The sequence below is a fragment of the Paenibacillus sp. FSL H8-0315 genome (assembly GCF_038005365.1).
Lineage (GTDB): Bacteria > Bacillota > Bacilli > Paenibacillales > Paenibacillaceae > Paenibacillus_AQ > Paenibacillus_AQ odorifer.
In genome coordinates this window covers 119,311-145,928 of the sequence record NZ_JBBOTA010000001.1, presented here as the reverse complement: position 1 = coordinate 145,928, position 26,618 = coordinate 119,311, and the positions used below count along the sequence as shown (strand labels likewise).

Annotated in this window: 27 protein-coding genes and 1 pseudogene; 4 read left to right on the top strand and 24 right to left on the bottom strand. The window is 43.7% G+C overall.

Features of this window, described 5'->3' with window-relative positions; all coding sequences use genetic code 11:
• The first annotated feature begins 7 nt into the window (after positions 1-7).
• Positions 8-325, top strand: coding sequence for an MFS transporter (locus MHB56_RS00440; protein WP_076302984.1), 318 nt, complete (start codon positions 8-10; stop codon positions 323-325).
• Positions 282-608 (top strand): MFS transporter, encoded by a 327-nt coding sequence (locus MHB56_RS00435; protein ID WP_076184869.1) that lies wholly within the window; start codon positions 282-284, stop codon positions 606-608. The genes MHB56_RS00440 and MHB56_RS00435 overlap by 44 nt, the downstream gene beginning before the upstream one ends.
• Positions 609-633: 25 nt before the next feature.
• Here the strand turns inward: MHB56_RS00435 and MHB56_RS00430 are convergent, their stop codons facing one another.
• The gene (locus MHB56_RS00430; protein WP_341143128.1) at positions 634-2,127 is read right to left on the bottom strand and encodes an SMI1/KNR4 family protein; all 1,494 of its coding nucleotides are present in this window, start codon (positions 2,125-2,127) and stop codon (positions 634-636) included.
• 346 nt (positions 2,128-2,473) lie between these two features.
• Here MHB56_RS00430 and MHB56_RS00425 point away from each other — a divergent pair, with 346 nt between their 5' ends.
• Positions 2,474-2,791 carry a hypothetical protein gene (locus MHB56_RS00425; protein WP_340393680.1) on the top strand — a complete coding sequence of 106 codons (318 nt, stop codon included), beginning with the start codon at positions 2,474-2,476 and terminating at the stop codon, positions 2,789-2,791.
• A 20-nt stretch (positions 2,792-2,811) separates the two neighbouring features.
• On the opposite strand, the gene MHB56_RS00420 is transcribed toward MHB56_RS00425, so the two are convergent.
• The 3 genes from MHB56_RS00420 to MHB56_RS00410 all read right to left on the bottom strand — a co-directional run bounded on the left by MHB56_RS00420 (position 2,812) and on the right by MHB56_RS00410 (position 4,734).
• The gene (locus MHB56_RS00420) at positions 2,812-2,982 is read right to left on the bottom strand and encodes an alpha/beta fold hydrolase (protein WP_217696906.1); all 171 of its coding nucleotides are present in this window, start codon (positions 2,980-2,982) and stop codon (positions 2,812-2,814) included.
• Positions 2,983-3,226: 244 nt separating this feature from the next.
• Positions 3,227-3,817, bottom strand: coding sequence for a YdeI/OmpD-associated family protein (locus MHB56_RS00415; RefSeq protein ID WP_232061375.1), 591 nt, complete (start codon positions 3,815-3,817; stop codon positions 3,227-3,229).
• Positions 3,793-4,734, bottom strand: a complete 942-nt coding sequence (locus MHB56_RS00410) for an alpha/beta fold hydrolase (RefSeq protein ID WP_340393675.1) — start codon at positions 4,732-4,734, stop codon at positions 3,793-3,795. Before MHB56_RS00410 ends, MHB56_RS00415 begins: the two co-directional genes overlap by 25 nt.
• A 99-nt stretch (positions 4,735-4,833) precedes the next feature.
• Between MHB56_RS00410 and MHB56_RS00405 the strand changes: the two genes are divergently transcribed.
• Positions 4,834-5,745 carry a helix-turn-helix transcriptional regulator gene (locus MHB56_RS00405; RefSeq protein WP_076126589.1) on the top strand — a complete coding sequence of 304 codons (912 nt, stop codon included), beginning with the start codon at positions 4,834-4,836 and terminating at the stop codon, positions 5,743-5,745.
• A 546-nt stretch (positions 5,746-6,291) separates the two neighbouring features.
• Here MHB56_RS00405 and MHB56_RS00400 read toward each other — a convergent pair.
• From MHB56_RS00400 to MHB56_RS00305, 20 genes and pseudogenes are all read right to left on the bottom strand, one after another.
• Positions 6,292-7,149 (bottom strand): ABC transporter ATP-binding protein, encoded by an 858-nt coding sequence (locus tag MHB56_RS00400; protein ID WP_076190254.1) that lies wholly within the window; start codon positions 7,147-7,149, stop codon positions 6,292-6,294.
• 9 nt (positions 7,150-7,158) lie between these two features.
• Positions 7,159-8,172 carry a FecCD family ABC transporter permease gene (locus MHB56_RS00395; protein ID WP_340393669.1) on the bottom strand — a complete coding sequence of 338 codons (1,014 nt, stop codon included), beginning with the start codon at positions 8,170-8,172 and terminating at the stop codon, positions 7,159-7,161.
• On the bottom strand, positions 8,169-9,194 hold the full coding sequence (locus MHB56_RS00390) for a FecCD family ABC transporter permease (RefSeq protein ID WP_076126583.1): 1,026 nt from the start codon (positions 9,192-9,194) through the stop codon (positions 8,169-8,171). Before MHB56_RS00390 ends, MHB56_RS00395 begins: the two co-directional genes overlap by 4 nt.
• A gap of 74 nt (positions 9,195-9,268) precedes the next feature.
• Positions 9,269-11,224: an AraC family transcriptional regulator gene (locus MHB56_RS00385; RefSeq protein ID WP_339187138.1), complete on the bottom strand. Its 1,956-nt coding sequence runs from the start codon at positions 11,222-11,224 to the stop codon at positions 9,269-9,271.
• A gap of 261 nt (positions 11,225-11,485) precedes the next feature.
• Positions 11,486-11,761 (bottom strand): hypothetical protein, encoded by a 276-nt coding sequence (locus MHB56_RS00380; protein ID WP_143763838.1) that lies wholly within the window; start codon positions 11,759-11,761, stop codon positions 11,486-11,488.
• Positions 11,762-11,820: 59 nt separating this feature from the next.
• The gene (locus MHB56_RS00375) at positions 11,821-12,372 is read right to left on the bottom strand and encodes an NADAR family protein (RefSeq protein WP_076184876.1); all 552 of its coding nucleotides are present in this window, start codon (positions 12,370-12,372) and stop codon (positions 11,821-11,823) included.
• Positions 12,373-12,374: 2 nt separating this feature from the next.
• Positions 12,375-13,262, bottom strand: a complete 888-nt coding sequence (locus tag MHB56_RS00370) for an NUDIX hydrolase (RefSeq protein WP_341143127.1) — start codon at positions 13,260-13,262, stop codon at positions 12,375-12,377.
• Positions 13,263-13,288: 26 nt separating this feature from the next.
• Entirely contained in the window at positions 13,289-14,299 is a 1,011-nt protein-coding gene (locus tag MHB56_RS00365; protein WP_076184878.1) for an AAA family ATPase, read from the bottom strand.
• Positions 14,296-14,976 carry a nicotinamide riboside transporter PnuC gene (pnuC, locus tag MHB56_RS00360; protein WP_248548662.1) on the bottom strand — a complete coding sequence of 227 codons (681 nt, stop codon included), beginning with the start codon at positions 14,974-14,976 and terminating at the stop codon, positions 14,296-14,298. Before pnuC ends, MHB56_RS00365 begins: the two co-directional genes overlap by 4 nt.
• Positions 14,977-15,583: 607 nt before the next feature.
• A pseudogene (locus MHB56_RS00355) lies at positions 15,584-17,233 on the bottom strand (DUF6138 family protein).
• Between the two features lie 44 nt (positions 17,234-17,277).
• Positions 17,278-18,204, bottom strand: a complete 927-nt coding sequence (locus MHB56_RS00350) for an ADP-ribosylglycohydrolase family protein (RefSeq protein ID WP_341143126.1) — start codon at positions 18,202-18,204, stop codon at positions 17,278-17,280.
• Between the two features lie 306 nt (positions 18,205-18,510).
• On the bottom strand, positions 18,511-19,452 hold the full coding sequence (locus tag MHB56_RS00345) for an alpha/beta hydrolase (RefSeq protein ID WP_339243601.1): 942 nt from the start codon (positions 19,450-19,452) through the stop codon (positions 18,511-18,513).
• 60 nt (positions 19,453-19,512) lie between these two features.
• On the bottom strand, positions 19,513-20,565 hold the full coding sequence (locus MHB56_RS00340) for an LLM class flavin-dependent oxidoreductase (protein ID WP_076279716.1): 1,053 nt from the start codon (positions 20,563-20,565) through the stop codon (positions 19,513-19,515).
• Positions 20,566-20,628: 63 nt separating this feature from the next.
• Complete coding sequence (locus MHB56_RS00335) at positions 20,629-21,498, bottom strand: NAD(P)-dependent oxidoreductase (protein ID WP_076217647.1); 870 nt, start codon at positions 21,496-21,498, stop codon at positions 20,629-20,631.
• Positions 21,499-21,655: 157 nt separating this feature from the next.
• The gene (locus MHB56_RS00330) at positions 21,656-22,240 is read right to left on the bottom strand and encodes a TetR/AcrR family transcriptional regulator (protein ID WP_249267693.1); all 585 of its coding nucleotides are present in this window, start codon (positions 22,238-22,240) and stop codon (positions 21,656-21,658) included.
• A gap of 190 nt (positions 22,241-22,430) precedes the next feature.
• Positions 22,431-23,189: an ABC transporter permease gene (locus MHB56_RS00325; protein ID WP_076126564.1), complete on the bottom strand. Its 759-nt coding sequence runs from the start codon at positions 23,187-23,189 to the stop codon at positions 22,431-22,433.
• A complete protein-coding gene (locus MHB56_RS00320) occupies positions 23,186-23,959 on the bottom strand; it encodes an ABC transporter permease (RefSeq protein WP_076217648.1) in 774 nt (257 codons plus the stop codon). Before MHB56_RS00320 ends, MHB56_RS00325 begins: the two co-directional genes overlap by 4 nt.
• Positions 23,956-24,678 (bottom strand): ABC transporter ATP-binding protein, encoded by a 723-nt coding sequence (locus MHB56_RS00315; RefSeq protein WP_341143125.1) that lies wholly within the window; start codon positions 24,676-24,678, stop codon positions 23,956-23,958. The genes MHB56_RS00320 and MHB56_RS00315 overlap by 4 nt, the downstream gene beginning before the upstream one ends.
• 83 nt (positions 24,679-24,761) lie before the next feature.
• On the bottom strand, positions 24,762-25,769 hold the full coding sequence (locus tag MHB56_RS00310) for a sensor histidine kinase (protein WP_341143124.1): 1,008 nt from the start codon (positions 25,767-25,769) through the stop codon (positions 24,762-24,764).
• Positions 25,766-26,443, bottom strand: a complete 678-nt coding sequence (locus MHB56_RS00305) for a response regulator transcription factor (protein WP_076126558.1) — start codon at positions 26,441-26,443, stop codon at positions 25,766-25,768. The genes MHB56_RS00310 and MHB56_RS00305 overlap by 4 nt, the downstream gene beginning before the upstream one ends.
• Positions 26,444-26,618: the final 175 nt, after the last annotated feature.

Below are 26,618 nucleotides of genomic sequence, written 5' to 3'. Positions count from 1 at the left end.
ATGATAATTGAACAGCGGCAGTCCAAGACTTTATTTATCAAGTCTTGGGCTGTCGCTGCTTTATTATCCGGGACAGTCGGCTGATAAACAAATTTCAGTATTCAAAGTTTTACTCACACCTGGGGTGATTCCTATCTTGGTTGTGGTTCTTGCCTGGATGCTGACTCATAATATTTTGTACACCTATATCTCTCCTTTCCTGGATGATATGGGGCTTGAACCCTATCTCGGACAGGTTCTGCTTGTTTTTGGAATTATGGCACTGGTGGGAATCTGGGTGATTGGGATTTGCTCTGATATCTCTTGTACTAGGACTTTGGAGTGAGCATGGTACTATTATCTTCATTTCTGTTGCGCTGTGGGGGCTGACATTCGGTGGTGCGGCAACATTGTTGCAGACAGCACTTGCTCAGGCTGATGGGAAGCAAGGTGTGGATATCGTGATGCCTATCAATACAACGGTTTGGAATCTGGCTATCGCCGGCGCCGGGATGTTGGGAGGAGTCCTTCTGAATCAATGGGGCACCACCTCCTTTCCTTGGGCACTTCTGCTTCTCTTGCTTCTTGCTCTGTCTCCTTTCTTTTATAAAAATTTCACCCTATTTTGATAAAGCTCAGTGTAGGCAAGCTTCATTAATCTTTCCATGTTACCTGCCATCCATATGACTGAAGTTTAAAGTATTTATTAAACTCCGCAACTACGGACTTCGCGTTCTCTTTCGATGTTGCATGAAATATAGTTATATCGACTATATTACAGTCTGAAATTTCCTCCAAACCTTTAAGTCTTGATGCATCTACTCCAATCTGCTTTAGACTCATACAATTTTTGAGTATTGTTAAATCTCCAACCGGATAAGTGAACTGCTTTAATTTCTTCAATTCTCCTATAACCTCTATATGTGATTCATCTATTGCACAGCTATCTGTCTCAAAAACCGTTAGATTCTTTAAAGCTTTTAAGAATGATAAATGTGGTATTGTCACTTGTTTGAGCTCTAGTTTTATTAACTTACTAAGGTTTGAAATATAAAGCAGGTCGCCAACCTCCATTTCTTCTAAACTTAGTTCCTTCAAATTTTTTATAGTTCCTATTAATCCCCTATCAATTGAGTTCATTCTACATAATCTCAAACTCTTTAATTTCTTTATATCTTTCAGTGTATGTATATCTTTTAATGGAAGTCCTATTAATGTTAGCTTCCTTAACCCATCTAAAGAAACTAAGTACTTCAAATCAGACTCTTTAAAAGCTTCTGATCCTATCACAAGTTCTGCTAAAGAAGCCAAGCGTTGAAGTACATCAAAATTAGTAATTTCATCCGCATGTATAATAAGTTCTTTAAGATTAACCATATGGGTTAAAATATCCAAAGATATTGCTCCGTATTTTTGAGCTTGATCAACTCTAATAAATACCATTCTCTTTTTTTTCAATGTTTTTGAAGATACAAAACCACTTTCAACATCGTCTTTAAAATACTCTTCCCAAAATCCGCTTACAGGGATAAGGCTGTTCTCTTCGATATTCAAATTAGTCAAAGCCAAAATATCATCTAACAAACTTCCACTTTCACGGGATAATATGATTACATCTTCTTCTTCACGAATACCAATACTACTATTTCTGAGGCTCGAATCGATAAATTCAAAGAAATGTCCCAAACTTTCTGCAATAACATAGGAAAAATGAGAATTATGATCTATCGTGATAATTTGCCCATAAACGCCCTTTTCTCCGGGGTCTAAATCTATTGCCAAAAATGAGCCACCACCATCTTCAGCAAAAGGAATCCAGCCTTCTCTGTAGTTCCCGTCTTTTATTACATCTGATTTGCTGGATATAATATCATAAGCTGATTCTAAAAGGGACTTCCAGTTGCTTACTATCGATTCAATGTTCATCCAACCAAGACCAGCCATAACGCCAAAAATCTGCTCTCCTTCTCCATTAGAATTCATGTATAACTTTCTGAAATCTTCTGGAAATTTGCAGTTCATCATGCTCTCGAAAAGATCTATTTCTGATTCCTCAACTGCTGGATTCAGTAATTCCTCTACATTTGGTATATGCGATTTTAATGTCTCGATAAGGAAACACTCTTCTTTTTTATTAGCTAATGACATATAGTGGCCCCCATTCTACAGAGTCATAATAGTTTCAGTAAACATTCTTCGTTGATCATCAATCATTTTGTTATGATTCATCTTCAACAGTTCTATCAATAATTAATTCTATCTTAAATATGGAGCATCTATCTCCCGATTTAGCAATATCGTATCATGAATTTGTAAATATTGTTGTATTAAGTCATATGAAAAAAACTAAGAGTCATCTTAGGGGTTAATTTTATCTCTATATAAACTTCATTCACAACTAATTTTCACCCTATTTAATGGTACGGTTCAGCGTAACATCTATAGAACGCAGACACCTACACAAACACCTGCACCATTGTCTCCACAAGCCGCGTTGGATACGATTAATGCTTACTACGTTCAGCAAGCTGGCGATGCGCCTGACCACTCAATATTTGACACTACTGGAGTAACAGATGTTACTCCGTCGAACTTAACCTATGTTGATTATGCATTGAGCGAGGACGAGACATCTCCATGGACAGTACTTGAAATTCAAGAGATTGTTAATGAAGTTCATTCAGGACTCGTATTGACAGCGATCGGCACGGGGCTTTCCCATGCCGTTTTGAATTCCATTTTTATTCCCGTTCTTACCTTTGAGCTTAACTTAATGACCTTGCCTGTTTGGGTGTCCTTATTGTTTTTCTAAGTTTTGCTTGCTAAGCGACTCTATTCAGCATCATTCTGCTCTTCCAGCCATCTCAAAATCGCTTGGTTTGTTTCTTCCGGCTTTTCTTGCTGGATCCAATGACCGCAATCCAGATTGACCACTTCTGCATTAGGCACGAACTTTGTCAGGTTTTCAGACCTCTGGACCGTATCCCGGTCACCATAGATCATGAGGGTCGGCTGTACCATGAAAATGAAGGGGGTTGCGATTTTGGATGAGCTGTTTCATCCCTTCTTCATTTAGCGATTTGATTTATGCCTCGCATTTAAAACGTTCTGACTTTTGATGAGAATTAAACCCTAATTGATTGAGAAATACAGTAGCTCCTCTCTCCTATAGATCAGGGAAACAATAGACCCAGATTTATGCAGTACCAAAAATCCTTTTAACCATTCTTTTGTTATTTATATTTCCTTATTCTGTAATATATTTTTTGCAATGTTGAAATTTTAGCCCTTCTTCAGATGAAGCGATCAATATTCCAAGCCTTCTTAATCGTGTTTCTTCTTTCTTGGCGCTCATTACCCACCAGATTGAATCTCTTTTATAGGATGGTGATAAATTAGTGAAGAATAGCCAGGCTGTTTGATTTGCCTTGATTTGTTCTTCATATTCTTTGGCAAGTTCCACGTTTCTTTGTTCAGAGGAATAGCCTTGTGCATCGGTTCTGTTGTTAAAGACGTGCATTCCTTCTGGTCTCATCTTTCCAAACTGTATTAGTGCTTTTACCTTCTTTACGTTCACAGCACTCCATACACTATTTACTTTGCGCGGAGTAAAGCGAATCTTATAGCTTTGTTTATCAATGGTTTTTCGTATACCGTCAATCCACCCAAAACAAAGAGCGGCATCTACTGATGCAGACCAAGTAAGGCTTGCACGACCTGTACTTATCCCAAAATAGCCCACCCAAATTTCACTAGCTTCAGCATGATGTTCTTCTAACCAATCGTTAAACTCTTCTTGGTTGTTGAAAAAAACTACATCTCCCATTGTTCCAGCCATTTTAAAATCGCTTGGTTTGTTTCTTCCGGCTTTTCTTCCTGGATCCAATGACCGCAATCCAGATTGACCACTTCCACATTGGGCACGAACTTTGTCAGGTTTTCAGACTTCGCAACCACATCCCGGTCGCCGTAGATCATGAGGGTCGGCTGCTGGATGATTGGGTTCACTTTCGCCAATAAGCGCCAGTTGCGGTCAAGGTTCCTGTACCAATTTATGCTGCCCGTGAACCCTGATGTTTCAAAAGCGGAGACGTAAACGGCCAGCTCGCTTTCGCTCAATACGGGCTCACCGAGCGGTGTTTCTGCTCTGGCGAGATTGATCAACGCCATACCTGGCTCAGGTGCTCTGAGAGGCTCGCTCTTCCGGTACAGGTTGCGAAGGAACCTGTATGTATTGTCTTCGAATACGGCGTCCGCGACGCCTGGCTGTCGATTGAAGTGGACGAAATAGAAATCGCCGCCAAGTATTTCTTCCATGAACTCGATCCAGGGTTTTTCTCCGCGCTCTTGGTAAGGCAAGCTCAGATTTATCACTTTATTGACGCGGTTTGGATGCAACAAGGTCAGTCCCCAAACGACGAATGCACCCCAGTCATGACCGACAAAGGTAGCGTCCTCGTATCCATAGTGATCGAGAAGCGCGATGAGATCACCCGACAAGTGTTCAATGTCATAGTCTGTTACTTCGGTCGGACGGGATGAGTTGCCGTAACCCCGCTGGTTGGGGACGATGGCATGGTAGCCCGCTGCGGCAAGTGCGTCCATCTGATGGCGCCAAGAAAAGGCATGCTCTGGCCAGCCGTGGCAGAGTACAATAGGTTTTCCTGCGTTTTCTCGGCCTGCTTCAAACACTTCGAGTTCCACACCGTTGGCTGAAATAAGGGTGGGCTTGGGAAAATCGGTTGGATTAAACATTGAATTAAAACCTCCTTCTTGTGATACTTGTAGTATAATGAATAAAAGGTGACATCTAGGTGTCACCTTTCTGAAATCATGTAAAAAAAGAGGGCAATTATGGACAAAGTGGAGAGACTCATTTCGATTATCATGATATTGCTGAAAAAAGAGGTTGTTTCTACAACGGAATTCTCACAACTATTCAATGTCTCCAAAAGAACGATCCTTCGCGATATGGAAACATTGAGCTTATCGAACATCCCGATCTACTCTGTCAATGGGGTCAAAGGGGGCTACGGCATAATGGATGAATACAAGGTTGATAAACGCCTTTTAAGCAGCTCCGATTTACAGAATATATTAACTGCGCTCGGCGGATTGGAACAAATCCTCCGTACTGAAGAAGTTGAAAGAACGATAAAAAAAATAGAGGCAATGGTTAGTCCATTGTCTCTAAATCGTTCCATTCAACTGTCGTTTTATGATTGGGAAGGTCGGTCCGAGATTCTTGAAACCTTAAAGACATATCAAGAATCCATTTCAAAAAAGAGGCTGGTTTCGTTTGATTATACAGATAAGGACGGGGCTGTAACGAATAGAATGGTCGAGCCCTATGAGCTGCATTTTAGCGAATCGAGTTGGTACTTGAAAGGATTCTGTTTACATCGACAGGGATATCGAACTTTCAAGTTATCTCGGATCGATCATATTACTATGGATGAACGCGCGTTTCATCCTAGAGACGATTGGTCAGAGCAAGTACACGAAGCAAATTATCTACCTGAATTCGTCACGATTAAGGCCTGGATATCGCCTAGCATAAAAGATCAAATCATCGAAAGGTATGGTCGAAGAAGTATTGAAGACCATAATTCTGGATTTTTATTAGCAACCATTTATGTCCCACAAAATCGTATGGGATTTCAACTTTTAGCAAGCTTCGGCACTCATCTAAAAGTTGTAGAGCCCAAAACCTATGTTGAAGACTTTCGAAATTATTTATATCAAATGATGGAGAACTATTCCTGATATATTTAGCATTAAAGCTTCAACCTTCAACTCAACTTTTCACCCTATTTATGGTACGGTTCAGCCCGATTTGTCTTCACCGTGTGATACATCTGTTCCAAGATTTCAGCCACGTTTAGATTCTATTGTGATTGTGCGCCTGAGTCTGAACCAGCTGATCTTCTCAACTGCTGTGTTGCGGTCCCCATCTGCAGTTTCCGGGCAATCTGCTTGTTGCGCATTCCTCTGATACCTTCAATAGTCCTCCTTGCTTCATTTAGAGTTATATATACTGGTTCTCTCAAATTAATCACGTAATCTAGTGCTCCGAATAATAAAAAAAGCCCGCAAGCTAGTTACCTGCGGCTGTGAATTTAGGATATGTTGTTATTTATTATTATCTCTCCCCTCTGCAACAAGCCTTAGCCCACTTTCATGGAGTTAGTTGCTTGTGGAAGCTACACCAAAGGCTATACGCGTTGAATCGTGGCTATCATGACACCGGCAAATCCAATGCCTAACTGCACCAGTATTTCCGTGCGCCTAGGAGGACACGCTATGCGATTTTCAAGTGGCAATCGCCTCCTTCTGTTCCTTAGCTTTTGGGAATCCTTGATCCACACCTTGTTCTCTACGATTATCACGCAAGAGCTCGTACGTCACATACACCGGTCGCCCTGTTCGTGGTTCCAGCATAATCTCGGCATCAATGGCAAATACCTCACGCAGCGTCCGTACCGTCATTACACGCTCTGGCGAACCATGCTCCACCACCTGACCCTCACGAATCGCCACCATATAGTCGGAGAAGCGTGCTGCCAGATTCAGGTCATGCAGCACCATCACAATCGTCACCTGTTGACTGCGATTTAGTTCATAGAGCAGTTCCAGCACTTCAAGCTGATGCGCCAGGTCCAGATAGGTTGTGGGTTCATCCAGCAGGATCAGATCGGTTTGCTGGGCGAGCGCCATCGCAATCCATACGCGCTGACGCTGACCGCCAGATAGCGTATCGACCTCACGATGCTCAAACGCTGTAAGCTGTGTAACCGATAGGGCCCAGGCTACTACTTGCTTATCCTCTTTGGAGAGCTTGCCGAAGCCCCGTTGATGTGGAAAACGCCCATAGGCGATTAATTGACCGACCGTCAAACCGCTCGGTGCGGTCGGCGTCTGCGGCAGAATCGCCATCTGCTTGGCCACTTCCTTGGTGGACAGCGTACGGATATCGGCGCCATTCAGATAAACCGTACCATTATTCGTCTTGAGCAACCGACCGACTGCCTTTAGTACGGTTGATTTGCCGCATCCATTGGGACCAATAATCGAGGTAATCTGTCCACGCGGAATCTGCAAGTTCAGTTCTTTTACGATAAGCGTGTCATTATAGGCAATATCGATTTGTTGCGCTGTAATACTTTCCATGACGTCCTCCTAATTGGCCTTCGATAGTAAATAAAGAAAGTACGGAACACTGATGACCGTAATGACGATTCCCGTCGGCACATCTCCCCCCAAGCTAACCGTGCGCGTAATCGTGTCAGCCAGCACCACGACTAATCCTCCGGTCAGGCTGGCAGCCGGAACGAGCAATTTGTGATCGGGCCCGACCAGTTTTCTTGCCACATGCGGAGCGATCAAGCCAACGAAAAAGAAGCTTCCGCCCACGGCCACACTGCCAGAGGATAAAGCAACCGCAGCGACCGACAACCCCAAAAACTGCCGCTTCACGGCAAGACCCAGCCCTTCTGCCGTCTGATTGCCCAGATGGAGGGTGTTGAGTATGCGAGACTTGTAGAAAATATAGCCGAGTAAAATCAAGACCCATGGTGCCAGTACGGAAATATAACGCCAATCAGCGCCCCATAAGCTTCCCGCCAGCCAATGCAGCATGAAATCCATCTGCGAATCATTCAGCTTGAGAGTCAGGAAGGTGGTCAGCGCTTCATACCCGCTTCCGAGTGCGACCCCGGTTAAGATCAAACCGATTGGCGAAATATCTCGCCCACGGCGATACGATAATAAGAAGATCAATCCCGCCGCCAATAATCCGCCAACAAAGGCCAGTAGTGGTAGGGCAATAAAGGAGCCCTTTCCTGTCGATGCGATGAATACGACGAAGAACAGGACAAACAAACCCGATCCCGAACTAATCCCCAGCGTCCCTGGACTAGCCATGTCATTACGCAGCAAACTCTGCATCACGACCCCAGCCGCTCCCATTCCCAGACCTACCAAGATCGACAGTGTGATTCGTGGCAGGCGAAAATCGAACACGATCAGATTTTGCTTATCTGTACCGTTTCCGAGGAGAACATTCAGCACTTCTAGCGGTGAAAGATTCATTTTGCCAGAATTCATGCTAATGACAGCAAAAATAAGGATGAGCACCATAAGCACTATATTGACGATAATGCCCCTTTGCACCGTATAACGCTGCTTGATCATTCAGATTCCCTCCTTTGCTTGCGAGCCAGGAAGAGAAAGTACGGCACACCAATGATAGAAAATATAATACCAATCGGTGTTTCGAACGGCTTATTGATCAAGCGGCCAGCCAGATCGGCCGACACGGTCAGCAACGCACCATATAGTGCAACTGCCGGAATAATGTAACGATAGTCGACACCGACCATGTATCGCACAATATGTGGGGTAATCAGACCAACAAACCCGATCGGACCAACTAAGACAACAGCTAATCCAGTCAGCACGAGCACGATAATCGTCGATAAACCTTTGACCAGTCCGCTACGAATACCGAGTCCACTTGCCACATCATCCCCCAAACTGAGCAGTGTAACAGAAGGAGATAGCGCCAGCGCCAGCAGTACACCACCAACAAATAGCGGTGAGATGATCAGCAATTCCCCCCACTTGACCCCCGCTGTACTGCCTGCCGTCCAGAATGCTAATGCTCGACCCAGATTATAATTGATCGCTAAATACTGACTGAGTGCGCCAAATAGCATAGAGATGGACAGTCCTGCCAGTACCAGCCGCTGAGGCGTCATCCCGCGCTTGCCCAGTGACGCGATGAAGTAAGTGATCCCGGTCGCGAGTGCTGCTCCCAGACAAGCAAACAGCATCATATGCCCATACGAATAACCCGGCAGAAAGGCCAGGCAAAGAGCAATCGCGAATGCTGCACCAGAGCTGATGCCCATCAGCCCGGAGTCAGCCAGCGGATTTCGCGTCGTTCCCTGCATAATAGCCCCACATACCGCAAGGCTGCATCCGACGATCAGATCGGCTACGGTACGCGGAAGACGTAGGGTTTGTATAATTTGATGCTCAGTGAGCGTTGGATCAAATCGGAAAATAGCCTCCCATGCAGTCGCTAACCTCATGTCGGCGGCGCCGAAGCTAATCGACGCCGCCGACATGAGAACCGTTAATCCAAGCCCTACCACCATGTACATGGTGAAATTCACCGCCCCACGGCGTTTTTGTTCAGGCTTGTTTTTCATTACGCTTTCCTTTCCTTACCTACTGATAGTCATATTTACAAATTGGAGTACTTCTTTTTACCTCGTCAAAATCCTTATCTAGCCATAGCCAGCAATTGATTTACAATATGATCAATCAATGCACTGGAAGTCATTATATCCGTGGACCAAGATAGCGATGTACCCACCGATATGATCCGATTATGTTGCACAGCAGGTAGCGATTTCCAGACCGCATTATCAGTAGGGACTTCCGTATCTCCTATAGCGATTAGATAATCCCCTATGTAAGCAGCCAAGACCTCCATAGAGATATCTCCCCAATATTTATCTGTGTCAATAATATCAGTTTGAACTTTTGAAGGTGCCTTCATTTTAAGTCCATTATAAACAAGCTCGCCAACCGCATGCTTGGCTCCAGCGATGTAGTTACTTTTATCACTGAATTCCCCCATAGTAATCGTCACGTCTGAAAGACCTGCATTCTGAAGGGCTAGCTTCGCTTCTTCTATTTTTCCGGCATAAGCACTCAGAACAGCCTTAGCCTCTTCCTGCTTGTTCAAAACATCACCAATAAAATGTATCCGCTCTTCTGTAGTCATATCACCATAAGGGACATAAATTGTCGGGGCAATTTTGGATAAATCTTCATAATTTTCATCGCCCCATGCTAAAATGATCAGATCAGGCTCAAGAGTCATGACATCTTCCGGCTCCATAGCTATTTTAATAGAGTCTGTAATCTGGTTAGCAAAAACAGCCTCTTTCCCGTCCCTTGCCGCTCTCGCCACCCCTAAAGGAGTTACACCTAGGGCCACCACATCACCAACCAAATAATCGACTACAACACGCTGAGGGTTGTTCGGTACCTTAACGTCACCCTTTACTGTGGAAATCGTTCTCGTCTGCGAGACTGCTTCTGAAGCTTCCGGTTGTGTCGTCTGTTGTGTCTGCGCAGGGTTTGAATTCACCGTTCCCCCGTTATTCGATGGCGTTCCCGACGCACATGCCGACAATAACAGCATCAAGCTCATCGTCGCCGCCAAGATCATTTCTTTACTTCTTACTTTTCCAAACATGGTTGATTCCCCTTCTCTATAAGACTGGACTAGACCCGCTAGTTCCCTCTCATAGTAAAGAAAATGAGAATCATTATCAATACCATCAACCTGCATAGATAGTGCGTTTATTTTCCGATAATCACTTGGCGTCATCTTGTAATACTTCTTAAACATCCGAAACAAATTTTTCTCATCTGCAAAACCAGATCCTGTTGCGATCTCTTTAATGGTTGCTTCTGTATGTTTCAAGTCATGGCAGGCAGCTTCAATCCTTCTCTGAATGAGGTACTCCTGTAAGCTGATGCCTTCCTTTTTTTTGAACAGCCGCGTCAATTGCCCGCCACTGATCCCAAACATATCGGCAATTTCTTGGAACATAATCGGCCGCATGTAATGTTTATCGAGATATATCTTGGCAGAACAGGCTGGATCTGGCTGGAGATACCGAATCTCCCCACTCTCAAAATCTCTGTACACCCCATGTATCAATTGATATAGAAAACTTTTGGCCTGCAGCTGATCCATCGCTTTGCCGCGGTTCCAGCCATTCATCATCTGTTGAAACCAATCGAGTAGCAAGATAGGATTACTTGGTGTATAACCATACTGTTGAACAAATGGATTTACTTCCTCGAGTAATTGCTGCAGGTGCCTCTTGAAAAAAAGAGGTAATTCTGCTTTATAAAATACCATAAAGGTCTTCACATTCTCCCCTTTAGGCGAAATACTGAGCAGGCTCCCCTTCCCTCCGTGAACTAAACCAAAGCGTTCCATTCCAAATGTGGTTTCATTCAGTTGAATTTGTGCTTCTCCTCCACATGCATAGATAAACATGCTACTAGGCATTTTATACTGCTCCAACGGGTATTGGGACGCTACATTCTGAAAACGTACATCTATTAATGTAATGATCGAACGTGTCCAAATGTGGGCCATCGTATCGATCATCTCCGGTGTAAATACCTGACTTGCTGCTGCTTCGTCTTGCATCTATCTGCGCTCCTTCATCTCACCTTTTGCAATTTATATATCACCTATCAATTCAATTGATATTGATTATCAATATCATAATTAATGAGGTAAGTATATCATCATTAAGTGACATTGGGGACAAGTTCTTGCCCTAAACAAAAGACAAGAACTTGTACCGATAAAAAAAGCCGCGCACAGCGCGGCATCCAGTGAGACTATGTTCTTGTCCTCTGAGCGAAGAATCGTTTCTATACTCTCAGTAGAAGATATTATTTACAGCTAAATATTCCGAAGCAGTGAAGGATCAAGTTCCGCTCTCCCTAAGTAGCCGCTGCAGATAACGGGACGGTTAATGATTTCATACATTTTTTTAAGATCCGAAATGTACTCTTGGCTCCAAGTTTCAAAAGAATCGAATTCCGCCTTAGAAATTTGATGGTACTCCGGGGAGTCGGTTACCCCCGTAAGGACCTCATATGCATAAATATTATCGCCAAACTTTCCTACTGATTGGTATCTTCCTGTTTTCAGGCAGATATAATCGGTATATTTCACGGTCATCCCTCATCCTGTCATTGATTTCCTCAAGTCCATTAATTTAATCTTGTATAAATCTAACTCCGCAGCAACTCGTCCCGCGCTTCCGTCAGTGCGAACCCCAGCAGATTTCTGCCCCGCCATTTCATGGGATTCTCCGCATCCGGATTGGACTGGCCCATGCCGATCCCCCAAATACGGTCCCGCGGGCTAGCCTCGACGAGGATGCGGTTCTTCGTGGAGTTAAGATAATCGTTAAGCTTCGGATTCTGCGAAAATTTGGCCAAGCTGGCTCTTTTGACGATGCTGTAACATTCCTTATCCCAAATATCTTTGTCAAAGTTCTGGACCGCACGTCCAAAAGCCTTCATCTCCTTTGGATGCTTAGCTTTAAGGATGGACTCCAGCATTTCGTCATCGCCGAACAACCTTGCCTTCTCGGCCATCATAAACTGCTCGGCACATGAGTACTGCGTTCCCTCTACCGTGAACGTGCACAGCCACCATTGGCTGAAGCAGCTTTTATCAACGCTCCCGTCCTTAGGCGGTGTATGTCCCCAAAAAAACACGAATTTGAACTTTTTCCCCTCGTTATATGCTTTTCTTAACTCATCGATATTGTAAATCATCGTTAACCCTCCAAATTTCTCCGATATAAGCGGGATGGTCTATGCCCCGCATTTTCGGTATAATGATCGGTCTCCACTACAAGATCGGCTACTTTACGCCGGAAGGCCGCCTTCAACAGCTCTTTATCCATAATTACCTCATAAACCTGCTGCAGTTCCGTCAAGGTAAAAAGCTTCGGCATCAAGTGCAGTGCAATATCGGTGTAATTCACTTTTCCCCGTAACCGATCAATAGCGCATGCTATGATCTTCGCATGGTCGAAGGCCAATCCGTCATTCGATACGATCTCATAATCCGTGCCAGTCGATGTAGTCTTCGCTGTCATAGTCCTCGCCACGACCGCCGAAAGTTCTTCTTCTTCACTGCTTAGTTTGAGTTCGTACTCCAGCGTCTTGATGTATCCGTCCTCAAACAGCTCTTTTTGCTCCCGCAGCGGCCGATAGGATACCTTGAACCAGGCGGCGTCTGCTGCATCATCTCCTGCCTTTAACTCCAACTTGTCGCTGTTAATCAGAGCCATATAGCTGCAGCTTATTACCCAGGTTCGTGGGTCGCGCCCGATATCACTGAACGTATACAGCTGCTCCAGATAAACATCTTCCACGCCGGTTTCCTCGCATAGTTCCCTTACTGCTGCCTGCTCAGTCGTCTCATTCGGCCGGACAAAACCGCCAGGCAGCGCCCATTTGCCCAGGAAGGGGTGAGCCCCCCGGCGAATTAGTAGGACGCGTAGCTCTTTTCCCGGTAGTTTGCGATAACTGTCAGCCTCGTCTTCCGTCACAGTGAAGATAACCATATCCGTTGTCACTGAAGGACGCTCGTAATCGCCTGCCTTGTATTGCTTCAAAAATTCAGATTCCGTAAGTCCATCCTTATCCAACAAATCCAAGTGGGTATGCCTCCTTTATATTTGATTTAACCGTTCAGCTCTCCGAAATAATTCCCGTAGGGCTCGAACTTTGCCAACACTTCATCTACCTTGCGTATACGTTCCTCCAGGCTCCCCCGCAGCGTAATATAGGGGATCCGCCGCTCCTTTAAATCCGCGATAATCTGTTTATGAAAGACATGCCGCTTCTGATCCCCGCTGCGGTCCCACGTATCGTCGTAAGGAATATCGTCAGCGCATAAGAAGAACAGATCATAACGTTGCGCGTTCTCCAGAGCGATCCGGGTTAACAGCTCGGGGGCCCGGCCGTGGTAATCTAGGGCGAACATATACGTCGTGATCGCATTGGTATCGACGAACAGAACCCGGTTCGCCGCAAGCATTGCCTGTTCTTCGCGCTCGATATGACCCACCGCGATTTCATCGAACGCTTCCAAGCCGATTCGGCGGTCCACCTGATGTTCGGTCCAATAATCGCGTCCGTATTCGCTTGCGAACGTTGTGCAATATCGCTGTGCCAGTGCTTCGGTGATCGTCGACTTACCCGTTGACATCGCTCCAACGAATACCAATTTCGTGATCAAATCCCGGTACACGATATCACTTACGAACTCCCTGTACTGATATGGATTGGAACGGACCATCGTCGCTGAGATCGGGACCCGCTCTCGGGCTTCATCCACCCGCCGGTCTATTGCACCCAAAGCGAGACTCATATGTTTGCCGTAGAATTCGCTCGAGTAAAAATGCGTTACTTGCTCTCCGTTCAGCAAACCGAGTATATACTGTTCTTCCCGAACCTCATGCTCCCTGTCATCCGAATATCCATCCGGACCATCCCAAGCTTCGATTACCCGGACTTCCGGATAGAGCCTGCGAATCCAATTTGCCCGGACATGAAGCGGGATCGGAGTGACTGTCGTTTCGTAAATGACTAGGATCAATTCATCGACCTCTTGTAGCGCCGTTTCAATCATGAACTGATGGCCTTTATGCAGCGGGGCAAACTTCCCCAGTGTTAGTCCAAGCGTGTTCATGCCGCCACCTCCTTCGCCCCTTTATTCCAAATATAGTACCCGTAAACTGCGTTGACCAGATACGCGCTCCACATCACGATCATCAGTAGGCCTTCCCCGCTGCCCTCCAGCATGCGAATCGCCCACAGCAGCACCGTAAAGAGATTTAGCACGATATAGACCAGCCATTGTTCCTTGAATCTTCTAACCATTAAGAAGGTCGCCACAACAGACAGCACCGTTGTAGTGGCATCAATGTAAGGCGAATTCTGTCCCGGAATGAACGAAAGCCCAAATCCGAGCAGCAAACAGCCGATTACACAGACCATCCCAACGAGGAGCAGTCTTCTAAGATCCATCTGCCGCATGGTCAGTCTACCGTCTTTTTGGCGATTATTTTTCCACATGTAGAAGCCAATAACATTCATTGGAACAAAGAATAGCAGATTCAGCAAAACCTCTCCAAACAAACCGTTAATATAGGCCAAATAAGCATAACCGATGGTATTGTACATGCCGAAAACATAGCTCATCAGGTTGCCCTTCGCTGCAAGCACCACGCATAACACCCCAGTAATAAATACCGTGAATCCGAATAAAGAGTCCTTTGTAATCACTGTAAACCCGACAGCGATTGAGGTAAATAGTATCAACCACGTAATTTCGAACAGATTCCAGTTAGCCGCCACCTTTTTCATCTTGCATCCCTCCGCTTTTTCCACTCATTCATAGAGCGAAAAAAATTAGTTGTACTTAGTATCGTTTTGATAATAACATATTGTTACTATCAAAAGTAACAGAAAATTCTGCGAAGGGCAAGCAAATTTTTCCTATTTCCACAGACAGGTACTTATTTAAGGCTTCTCAACAGAACTAACTTTAAATTTGTAAAAATAAAAAGAAACCCCTATTAAAAGGGATTTCCTCTAATCTTGTTCAACTAACGTACCAATAGGTGGACTGTTTTTTAAGGTTTACTATTCCGTCTTTCTACTCAAATAAATAATCACCCTCTTTTTCTAAGAGAAGAGGTAAATACTGAGTTACCATTTCAGTAAACACGAAATCATCCCCACAATTAAATTGTGCACTTCATTACATAAACCCCGTCTTCGGGTTCACCAACATCAAATCCTAATACTTTTGTCGCCTCCAATTTAAATCTCTCTATCCAAGAACTCCAATCACTATTACTCATCTGTGCATAAAATGATAAACCACTTGGCTCCACTGAAGCCACAATAAAAACATCATCTTCTTCTTCCTGCCCGAACCAATAGGGAATTCCATTTTTATATATCGTCATCAACTTATAAGAGTCAGTAGCTCCGATAGAATAACTCTAAGCTCAAGTTCCGTCTGCTCTGACTTCACGGATTTTTCCAGCTTTGCACGGCTTCCGAATATCCGGTATAGAACCTGCTCCCGTTCATATATTTCTTAAGGCGACAGCTCTTGAAGCAGCGCTTCTGCAAGCTCGACCCGATCGATCCCGAAGTTTTTGACAGATCTTGCTTCCTCATTTCCTGCTAGCAGAATGTCGACTAGAACTGGCATAAGCTCAGCCTCCACACCGTGCGTATCAATAAAGGTCTCCGCATAACTATCCTGTATCATTTGGTGCTCCGAATCTACCATCTCCATATAACGAGAGACGAGTGAGAAATATTTCTTGCTATATAATCCTAATCCGAGTACAGCATAGGTACCAGGCATGACCGACTTTTCACCCGGTTCCGTGTCCTTGTACCACGCATAGGGCTCCATAGCGATATCCGCATACGCAGCCAGCTTAGGAAAAAGAGACGGATATGCTAGTGCACCAGCAAAAAACTGATGAAGACCTGATTTAGCCATTTTTTTTAGAGGAAGATAGTTCTTTTGTTTGCTTTTCAGCTTCAGGTTATATTCCTTCGGGAATCCCTGCTGCAGCAATTGGGTAATGTGATCCAATGCTTCTCCATAAGCTGCTTCCTCCTCGTTCAAAATCCGGACTTCAATGCTCTGCGTTACATCATTATTATCAACTTCAACACGGGTCCCTTTATATACTGGAGTGAATTTCCCGCTTCCCCCCTGGATATACTCCGCTGCGTGTTTTGAACCAAGCTGGACAGCTAGTTTCAAATATTGTTCCCGGATGTCCGGTTTCGTTTTTCCAATTTGCAGAGCGGCATATACAAAAAAGGAAAGTTGATCTGCATTCGGATCCATAAGCGCCATATCCTCTTTAGGTATCCAATCCATTCTAAAGCTGCCTGTACGCACAAAATAGCGTGGAAGAAAAATATTTTGAATCCAATTATCCATAGCCAAAGTATACTGGCCAGTCCATTCGTCTAAGCGTCGCCTATTACTTCTGAGCTTGTCGGATAAATGCTCAATTAATGGGCCAACTGCATTTTCTTCTTGCTTCATAAGATCAGGGTTCATCAAGTGATGAGAAAAGAAAAACTGGTCATCAACACTCGGCAATACGGGAAGATCAGACATGATTTTGGATGTTATAAACTTCTGTAATGATTTGCGGAGTTCGTTCAGCTTCTCTTCGTTAACCAGATGCACGCAAAGTGTTAAGTCTTCGTCCTCCATTTCAAAGGAAAGTACGATCTGGAATCGGTAATCAAAAAAACGAGGACCTAACTTCTCTGATAAAAAAAGCTCCTCCACTCTCTTGCATAAAGCCGGGTAAAGTTCAGATCTAATTAATTCATCCGTGAGTTCGGCGATATAAGGACCTGCTTCGATTTTATAAGAGCTGTCTGTCCAATCAAACGGTTCTTCAACATCAATATGTATTTTTCCGTCACGCCAAGCTACCTGAAGATAATCCTTTATCCCTGCCTGGAGCGGACGATTTCCTATGAATTCATTTATTCTTATAGTCTCTTTGTTGTATATGGTTAACATCTCGCTCCACACATCGTCTAAAAACCTCTGTACTGCTGCGTTCATTCCCACTCCTCCTCATTGTTAATGCTAATAGAACTTAGTACACCTCATGCAGTTTGAAGACGGAGAAGCAGTTGATCAACCAGATCTGCCTCTCGCAGCTGGTTGATCCAGCGCTGAGGGATATGCTCATAGCCATATCGGATTCCGGCAAGACCACCTGTGATACAGGCCGTTGTATCCGTGTCGTTGCCTAAGGCAACTGCTCGTTTGACGGCATCTTCGTAGGAAGTGCAGGTTTGGAGGATCATACACGCACTGAACAAGGAATCTACGACATAACCAGATCCTTCGCCATAGAATATTTTATCTGGATGAATGTTCTCTTCGAGCTCCCGTTCATGCTCAGGCATCTGCTGGTAGATCGTTCGAAGCTTGCTAAGAGCAGTTCGGTAGCACAGATTGAAGTCTTGCTCTTGCAACAGTTCACGTGCAATTAACACATAGAAGGCACAACATACCTGATTACAGATATGTGCATGAGTTACAAGGCATTGAGTATGTGCATCCTGAACGAGTTGTTTATCTGTTCCTTTGTGCCACAAGGCAAGTGGTAGCACGCGCATTAGCGCCCCATTCCCTTTCCCATCAGGAACTGTATTGCCACTCTCGTAAGGGGACATTCCTTGGTAATAAGTAGACAACGTACGACTGGTTTGTATTCCAACATCAAAAACTTGTTGGGCTACTGCCCATCTACCTTCATGATACCAGTCGACCAATTTGTCAGCAAAATCAGTTAGCTCCAGTGTACCTTTATCGATCAGACTCTCCAGCAGACATAGTGCCTGCGCACCATCATCCGACCAGGTGCCGGCAGGAACATCTCGGTAGGTGGGCTGAAAGCCCACAGGAGGAGTAAACTCAATCTGCTCCAGAGGTGGGAGCTGCTCCGCTGATCTGAATTCATAGGGGACACCAAGAGCATCTCCAATCAATAAGCCGTAAAGCCCACCCTTAATCTTATCCCACATGTTGTATTCTCCTTATCACTAGATATAATTTGGATCAAGCTGTCTACAAATATATAAGCCTACCCTATCAATATTTAAACTGTTTTGCATCATGTAAATAAAAATTGAAGAAATAAGCTTCCAATGAACAATACGATAGTAATTTAAGCCTTTTTTGAAATCAATAATATATAACAAAAGATGAGGCTGTTTTTAAAATCAACAACCTCATCTTTTTTATGAATCTTTCCCGAATAATCACGTGTCTCTACTTAAATAACCATTCAACTTTTTCTGCGTATTCGCAGTTTATTTTAGTCCCTATAATTAGCTAGGATGAAGTGCCCGGGCCATCGCATCCATATAGCCCTGAACAGCGCGCTGACTCACTTCTGTTTCTGGAGCGAAAATTTCGAAAAGGTGAAAACAACCGGGATACAGGTGGAATTCAACATCTACACCTGCTTGTGCAAGTTGTGCCACATACTCCATTGTCTCGTCTCGGAATAGATCGAGCTGACCTATACAAGTATAGGCTGGCGGCAAACCTGCCAAGTTCTCCGCTCTCGAGGGTATTGCATAAGTAGATTCTCCTCTGACATCGCTCTCCTTGCCCAGGTACATGTTCCAAGCTGCTATGTTGTCTGTTCGGTTCCAGATTGCACCTGCTTCCGTAATCTCATGACTGGACGGTGTGATGTTACGGTTGTCAAGCATCGGGTATAATGGCATTTGGAAAATAAGAGACGGTCCTCCTTTATCACGCGCCATCAGCGCGAGTGCTGCTGTCAGTCCGCCGCCACCGCTAGCACCGGCAATTGCAACCCGATCCACATCAATGCCAAGCAAGGCTGCCTCCTCCGTCATCCATACCAATCCAGCATAACAATCTTCGATCGCCGCCGGATAAGGGTGCTCGGGAGCAAGCCTATAATCAACCGATACGACTATACATTCAGCTGTCTGAACAAAACGTTCGCATAATTCGTCGTCCATATCCGGATGTCCTAACACATATCCTCCCCCGTGAATCCATAGCATGGCAGGTAACAAGTCATTCGTTCGCCCGGCAGGCTCATAAATTTTCACCAGCATCTCGCCTCCATCCCTCGGGATTTTGCGCCTGGTTGTGTTTACATGCTCTGATCCTTCCACGGATGCAGCTGACACTAAGCTCCTGCTCCACTCTAAATTCTTCTCCAATTCAAACCCAGGAAATTGTGAATAAACCTCTCTTAATTCTGGTAGTATACGTGGTTCAACACTCATAATAATCCCTCCAAATAAAATAATGAATTCGTTCGTTTACGTCTTATTCATAGATAATCCTTATCCCATTTGAGCTTCCCACTTGGCAATTTCCTCTCGTACTCGCGGCGCAACTTCTGTACCGAGCAGTTCTATAGCCCGCATAACCAACTCATGCGGCATCGTACTTAAGGGAACATACATCATGAATCGTGTAATCCCTACATGCTTACGCAGATGGATTATTTTTTGGGCGACTGTTTCCGGATCCCCTACATACAACGCACCATCAAAGCGTCGGGCAGCATCATAGCTGGAACGATCGTAGTACGCCCACCCCCGTTCTTTGCCGAGCTTATTCATACCGTACTGGGTTGACGGAAAAAAGAGTTCTGCTGCCTGTTCCGTATCTTCTGCAACAAATCCGATGGAATGTGAACCTACCTGAAGCCGTGATGCATCATGTCCGGCATGAGCTGCCGCCTTTTTATACAGTTGTACAAGCGGTGCAAAATTGGTTGGGTTTCCACCGATAATCGCCAGGACTAATGGCAGGCCCAGAAGTCCTGCACGCACGGCAGACTCCTGGGTACCGCCGCTACCAATCCATACGGGTAAAGAGTGCTGAACAGGGCGCGGGTATACACCCAGATTATTTATCGCTGATCGATGTCCTCCACTCCATGTAACTTTCTCAGATTCCCGTATTTTCAGAAGCAGCTCGATGTTTTCATTAAATAAATCCTCATAGTCATGCAAGTCATACCCAAAAAGCGGAAAGGATTCAACAAAGGAACCCCGGCCCGCTATAATCTCGGCACGTCCATTGGATAAGCCGTCAAGCGTGGCAAAATCCTGAAACACACGGACAGGATCAGCTGATGAAAGGACCGTCACAGCACTCGTCAATCGAATCCGCTTTGTTAGGGGGGCTGCAGCAGACAACACCACTGCGGGTGATGAAGCTGCATAATCTTCACGATGATGCTCACCTATGCCAAACACATCAAGTCCTACCTGATCCGCAAGGACGATTTCTTCGACGACTTCTCGTAATCGCTGTGCGTGACTCATCACAACTCCGGTCTCAGTATCAGGCTTTGTTTCTATGAACGAAGTAACACCTATTTCCATAGTTAATCTCTCCTTATATTTTCTCTTGCAATTCGCCCGACATCATCGGTGCAACCCGATTTTTTAAGAAGAATGCTCAAGACAACGGATTAAAGCCGTCCAATCCAACTCACCATAACCATTGGCAATTCCTTCAGACAAGTGATGGTGGATAAGCTGACCTAAAGGTAGAGGAGTTTGAACGGACTTCGCTGCCTCAATAGCCAATGCAACATCTTTTAACCCAAGCTTCATTTTAAAACCGGCCGGTTCAAAGCGCTGTTCGCTCATGATCGCTCCATAGTTCTGATATATTGGAGATTGAAAAAGAGCATTCACGACATTCATAAATCGGGACGAATCAATACCGTGCTTTTCTACCATTAGCTGCACTTCCGACAAAGCTTCCAGCATTGAAGCAATTAGAAAGTTAACGCCAATTTTCACAACGTTCCCTTCTTCGCCGTGATCCCCAATCTCTACTATCTCTTGACCCAATACTGTCAAAACGGGAAGTACCCGTTGTCTTGCTTGTTCCGGACCAGCTAAAATAATACGCAATTTAGCTTCTTTAGCGGCATCTGGGCGCCCCATCACCGTGGCAGACACAAAGTGTTGCTTTCGCTCCGCATGCGAGACGGATAATTTTCGAGCCAGATCTACGCTGATTGTACTGGCAGAGATATGAATTCCATTTTCCGACAATCCATTCAGAACACCATCTGGTCCCTCGACGACCTCCTTCAAAGCAGCATCATCAGAAAGCATGGTAATTACAAGATTGCTTTCTTTCACTGCCTCTAGCGGTGTTTTGGCATATCGTGCTCCCTGTTTCATTAAGGGTTCAACTTTTTCAGGGGTCCGATTAAAGATGACTAATTCATAACCCGCTTTCAACAGATTTTGGGCCATTGGGAGCCCCATATTTCCAAGCCCAATAAACGATACTTTCATTAGACACCTCTCCTTATTTTGAGGGATTTCTCAATAACGGAATGATCATTCCATAATAATTAAAAAAAATATAGTCTAACACATACTCCTTAATTAGCACCTTCAAAATATGGGGAATATGATAACGGAACGATCGTTCCGAAATAATTAAAAAAAATTAGATTCCTGCTATTACAAAGCTAATCATCTCTTTTGCACGTTCCGGATTCTGATCTGCTTTGGCCATAATATTAATGCTTTGATGTAAATTCAACAATAAATAAGACAACGCTTTGATATCAGTCGTTTTATCAATTTCTCCCCGTTGCTGGCCCTTTTCTAAAAGGTCACAAAAAGCTTGCTCTAATTCCAAAAAACTAGTCTTTATCAACTCATTAATTTTTTCATCTGGCGACTCCAATGTTGTAGCTACATTCGTAACAAAACACCCGCCCGGCAGGCTGGTATCGTATGCTGAAGCAATATGATACTCAAAAAATTGAAGAATTCCATCTCTAACACTAGATGCATGTTCAAGAATAGCCTGCTTATTGAAATTCCCCTTTTTATAATGCTCAAGGGCATCTGTATACAAGGTTTGCTTGTCGGAAAACGTATCGTAAAGGCTGGATCGGCTAATGCCCATCACCTCTAGTAAATCCGGTATGCTAGCCGCTTCGTATCCTTTTTTCCAAAACAACAGCATGGCTTGATGCAGCGCTTGATCTTTGTTAAATTCTTTTGTCCTAGCGATAAGTAACACCTCCCGTCATTGAAATATAACATATCTGAACTGATCAGTCCAGATTTATAAAATAAACGGACACTCATATTGGTGTCCGTTCTTAAGAGCAAATACTTAGTCATTGAATTGCTCATAAACATCTTTTATCCAAACATCAATGTTTGTTTCATATTATTCTAGTTTAATGATCAAATCAGCTAGCTCAGAATTAGGCATCTCGTTTACGGTAAAATATAATAGCTGCTGTAATAAAGATCAGTGTCCATAACAGGGAAATACCTGTCCCTTCCATTGGTGTAAGGACATTTATTTCATCGGAGGAAGGCGGCATATACATATAATATCCTGCTGTATCTGGAAAAAAATATTTAGTATTGTGTAGAAAATCTTTCGACAATGGACTGACAATGAAGTAATAGCCAAGCAGTACCACTAAAGCAGGAGTAGTTCGTCTTAATAAAGCACCTATAGCTGCACTGAGAAGTGTGGTTAAAGTTAGATAGCCTGTTGCACCTGCTAATGATTTTATCATTTCGTCTATTTCAATCACTACTGCTGTGTCTTTCATCATGATAAAGGTATATAGTACACCTGATGCAGTAGTAAAAGACGCCGCAGGAATGGTTATAATGGTCAAGGCCAAATACTTCGTGGATAATTGAAACCCTCGCCAAGGTATCGTAGTTAAAGTAGTTCGAATCTGTCCCCCTGTATACTCTGAACAAGTAGCTAAGATACCAAGAATAATGAATCCTGCTTGAAGATATCCCATAGAAGAAAGTCCTGTATTCAGTATATTTTGCGTTCCTGCTGCCCCTTGTAGATCAACAGAAGTAAAAGCAGCGGCTAAACCTAAATTAAGAATGAATGTAACCAAAAGAGTGAGCCCTATCAATGGTAATGTAACTAATTTATCCAGTTCAGCACCCAGGATTTGTGTTATCTTTCTACTAGATGAGACACTCATGCTGCAACGTCCCTCCTATGGAATACAATAGCTGCAATAATGAAAACAACGACTACCCAGGCAAACATGACTAAACCGCCTGTGAAGGGGGTGTGAAACCTGTCGAATAAACTGCCTGTGGACGTGTTGTCCGTAAACATAAACATTTCAGCGCCAGCCCTATCTGGTAAGTAAAACGCCAACTTTGTAACCCTATACAACAGGACACTAAATGATACAACGGATGAATTTATTATGAGCACAGCAAGCGGGAGGATGCCATTCTTAGTTAGAAAAGTAATTCCAAGTGCTAAAAGAGCAGTGAATGTCCAGTAACAAATGGCACCGATAAGTCTGGACCATTCAAATGCAGGGGCATATTCACCAAGAATAAGATGACTTACAGACACAGTTGTCATAATAGCAACAATACAAAGGAGTATGCTGATCACAGTCACAGCACCTGCTTTTGCCAATAAAAAATGAATTCGGGATGAAACAACAGTTAAACTCGTTGTAATCTGTTGTCCTCCACCAGATTCACTGCTCTCTGTCAAATACTCACTGCTGACAGCAAGCACACCAAGAATAATAACGCCTTGCACACCAAGAGCTAACCCGATATAGCCAACTTCCGATAGCCGCGTGCTAACTCCAGCTATAATCTCCTCTTTTTGTGCTATGCTGTCCAAGGCAGAAATAAGCGCTGGGGCAAACGCTCCAATGAGAAAAGCAAGCCAAATACCCGGTAAGGAGAACAATTTAGAGAGTTCCGCGTTGAATGCTCTCATACAACTTCACCCGCATTTTCAGATGTCAGGGCAAAAAAGGCTTCCTCCAGTGTGGAATGGTTACCTATTACTTCTTCCAATGTTCCATCTGCAACGATGGTTCCATGCTTAATAATCACCACATCATCAACCGTCTCTGCAAGCTCTCCCATTAGATGACTGGATAACAACACCGTATTTCCAGACTCAGCACGTTCACGTAAAAATGTCCGAATCCACCGAATTCCTTCTGGGTCGAGCCCATTTACGGGTTCATCTAAAATCAATACTTTTGGATCACCGAGTAGCGCAGCTGCTATTCCAAGTCTCCTCCCCATACCAAGAGAATACTTCCCAACTCTTTTTCCGGCTGCATTAGTAAGACCTACTATTTCCAGAACTTCCTCGACACGTGAGTTAGACAATCCTGCGGCACGAGCAATCCAACGCAAGTGTGCCCGTCCTGTTCGCATACGATGAGCTCCAAATCCATCAAGTGCGGCACCTACTGTGGATACAGGATTATGTAATTCTGCGAATGGCTTTCCATTGATTAGTGCACTCCCTGAGGTAGCACGATCTAATCCAAGCAGGATGCGAAGTGTAGAGCTTTTACCTGCTCCATTTGGACCTAGAAAACCAGTTACTCTGCCAGGTCTAGCTTTAAAACTGATACCTGATAAGATTTTCCCAGTTCCGCGATGTTTGACTAAGTTATTAATTGTAAGCAACCATAACACTTCCTTTCTGTTATGGTTCTAATTATAAAGAAGCAAAGTTACATCTCGGTTATCCTGCTGTTTACTTCTGGTTTAACTTTAGGTTAAGCTCTACCAATAGCCACTGTTGTGCCGTTTTCATTTGATGTAAAGTCAGCTTTAAGCTTCATTTTATTCAACATATAATTTGAAGTCGATAAACCTATCCCCGCCCCACGCTCATAGGAAGAGTTATCCATCCCCGGACCTCTGTCTGCAACAATGATCTGTTCTTTTTCTACATCAACCACAATGTTTACATATTTCCCCTCTGCTGCATGGCGAAGAATATTCTGAAATAAATTATCCAGAACACGTGTCATCCATTTAGGATCTGCTTCCCAATAAAAAGTCTTCTCTGTCGGTAAATCAACCTCGATCCGGATTTCTTTTTCTTCAAATACAGGATACCACGCAGCAACAGATGCTCTTACTAAACGTCCAATATCTGTTGAAGTGGGCTCAAAAGGATGTTTTCCTGATGTAAGCAATGTATAGGAAAGTAAATCATCCATTAGATCTCCGACTCTAGTAATCGTATGGTTCATCTCTGATAATGAGTTTTGTCCTTCTAGACTCATTGATTCTTTATTTAATCGGGTGACATGTCCTCTCAAAATGGTAAGCGGCGTTCGTAAGTCGTGAGATAAATTCGCGATGAGTCGATGTCGTAACAATTCCTCTTCATGTTCTCGCTTGCGACTGTCTTCAAGCTGTTGAATCATCCAATTAAAAGAACTTCCTAACTGGTCTATTTCATCCATACGATCACTTTGAACAGCTATTGGTTTAGGAAATGAGTTATGATTAGCTGAAAATGACATGACTTCCTGTAAGCAGGTGAGACGTTTACGAAGTCTCGAGAAGAAAATCCAAGAGATTACCACAAATGCGACAATAATAAAACCAAACACAAGAAGTACAATGTAAAAATAATTTAACTTATTCAGCTCTTCTTCATTAAAAGGAGACGCAATGAACGCAGATAAGAAAATAAGTACGATCGGAGGTAAAAAGATAAATATAAAATGTCCTTTTAGAAAACGACGAAATAATGATTTAGTCTGTTTCATAGTTTCACCCGATAGCCTATTCCCTTCAATGTTTCAATAATCTCTGGGGAGTCTGGATGGCGTTCCAGCTTTTGACGCAGTCGATGAATATGTACCATTAATGTTTTATCACCTGTGATATAAGCTTCTTCCCAGATGGCTTCATAGATTTGTTCTTTTGGTAAAACTTGATTAGGGTGGCGTAAGAAGTACATCAAAATATGATGTTGTTTCCCTGTCAATATAATTTCTTCTCCTGTGTGTTTGTCAAATACCATTTGGATGTCTGGATCTACTTCAATATAATTCCCTAATGAAATGCGTTCGGAATGTGTTCCGCCCTTTCGACGGATTAATACTTCTAATCTAGCAATTAGTTCATCCGTATGGAATGGTTTCGTTAAATAGTCATCAGCAAATTGTAACCCTTCTACCTTATCATCTATCGATGTTCGGGCAGTTAACAGCAAAATAGGAACAGCAGGAGCTGCCTTTTTTAATCGTTTCCCCACAGTAAATCCGTCTAAACCGGGTAACATGATATCCAAAATAACGATTTCATGCTGATTTACTTCTTTTTCAGCTCCTTCACCAGAAAGCAGCCACTGTACTGAAAATCCTCGTTGTTCCAATTCTTCCTTTACCCAACTGCCGATCTTCTCATTATCTTCAATATATAACACGTTTCTTTTCAAGTAACTTCCCTCTTTCTAAACCGAGTTCACTATTAGACAGATTAACACAATCTAAAGAATTGTTTCCAGTTAAGACAATTTTATTGTTCGTTAATAGAGGACATTCACCGCCAAGTTATCGTCTATGCCGGGCGCACACTAGAAAACCCTCTAACATGGCAGTGCATGTTAGAGG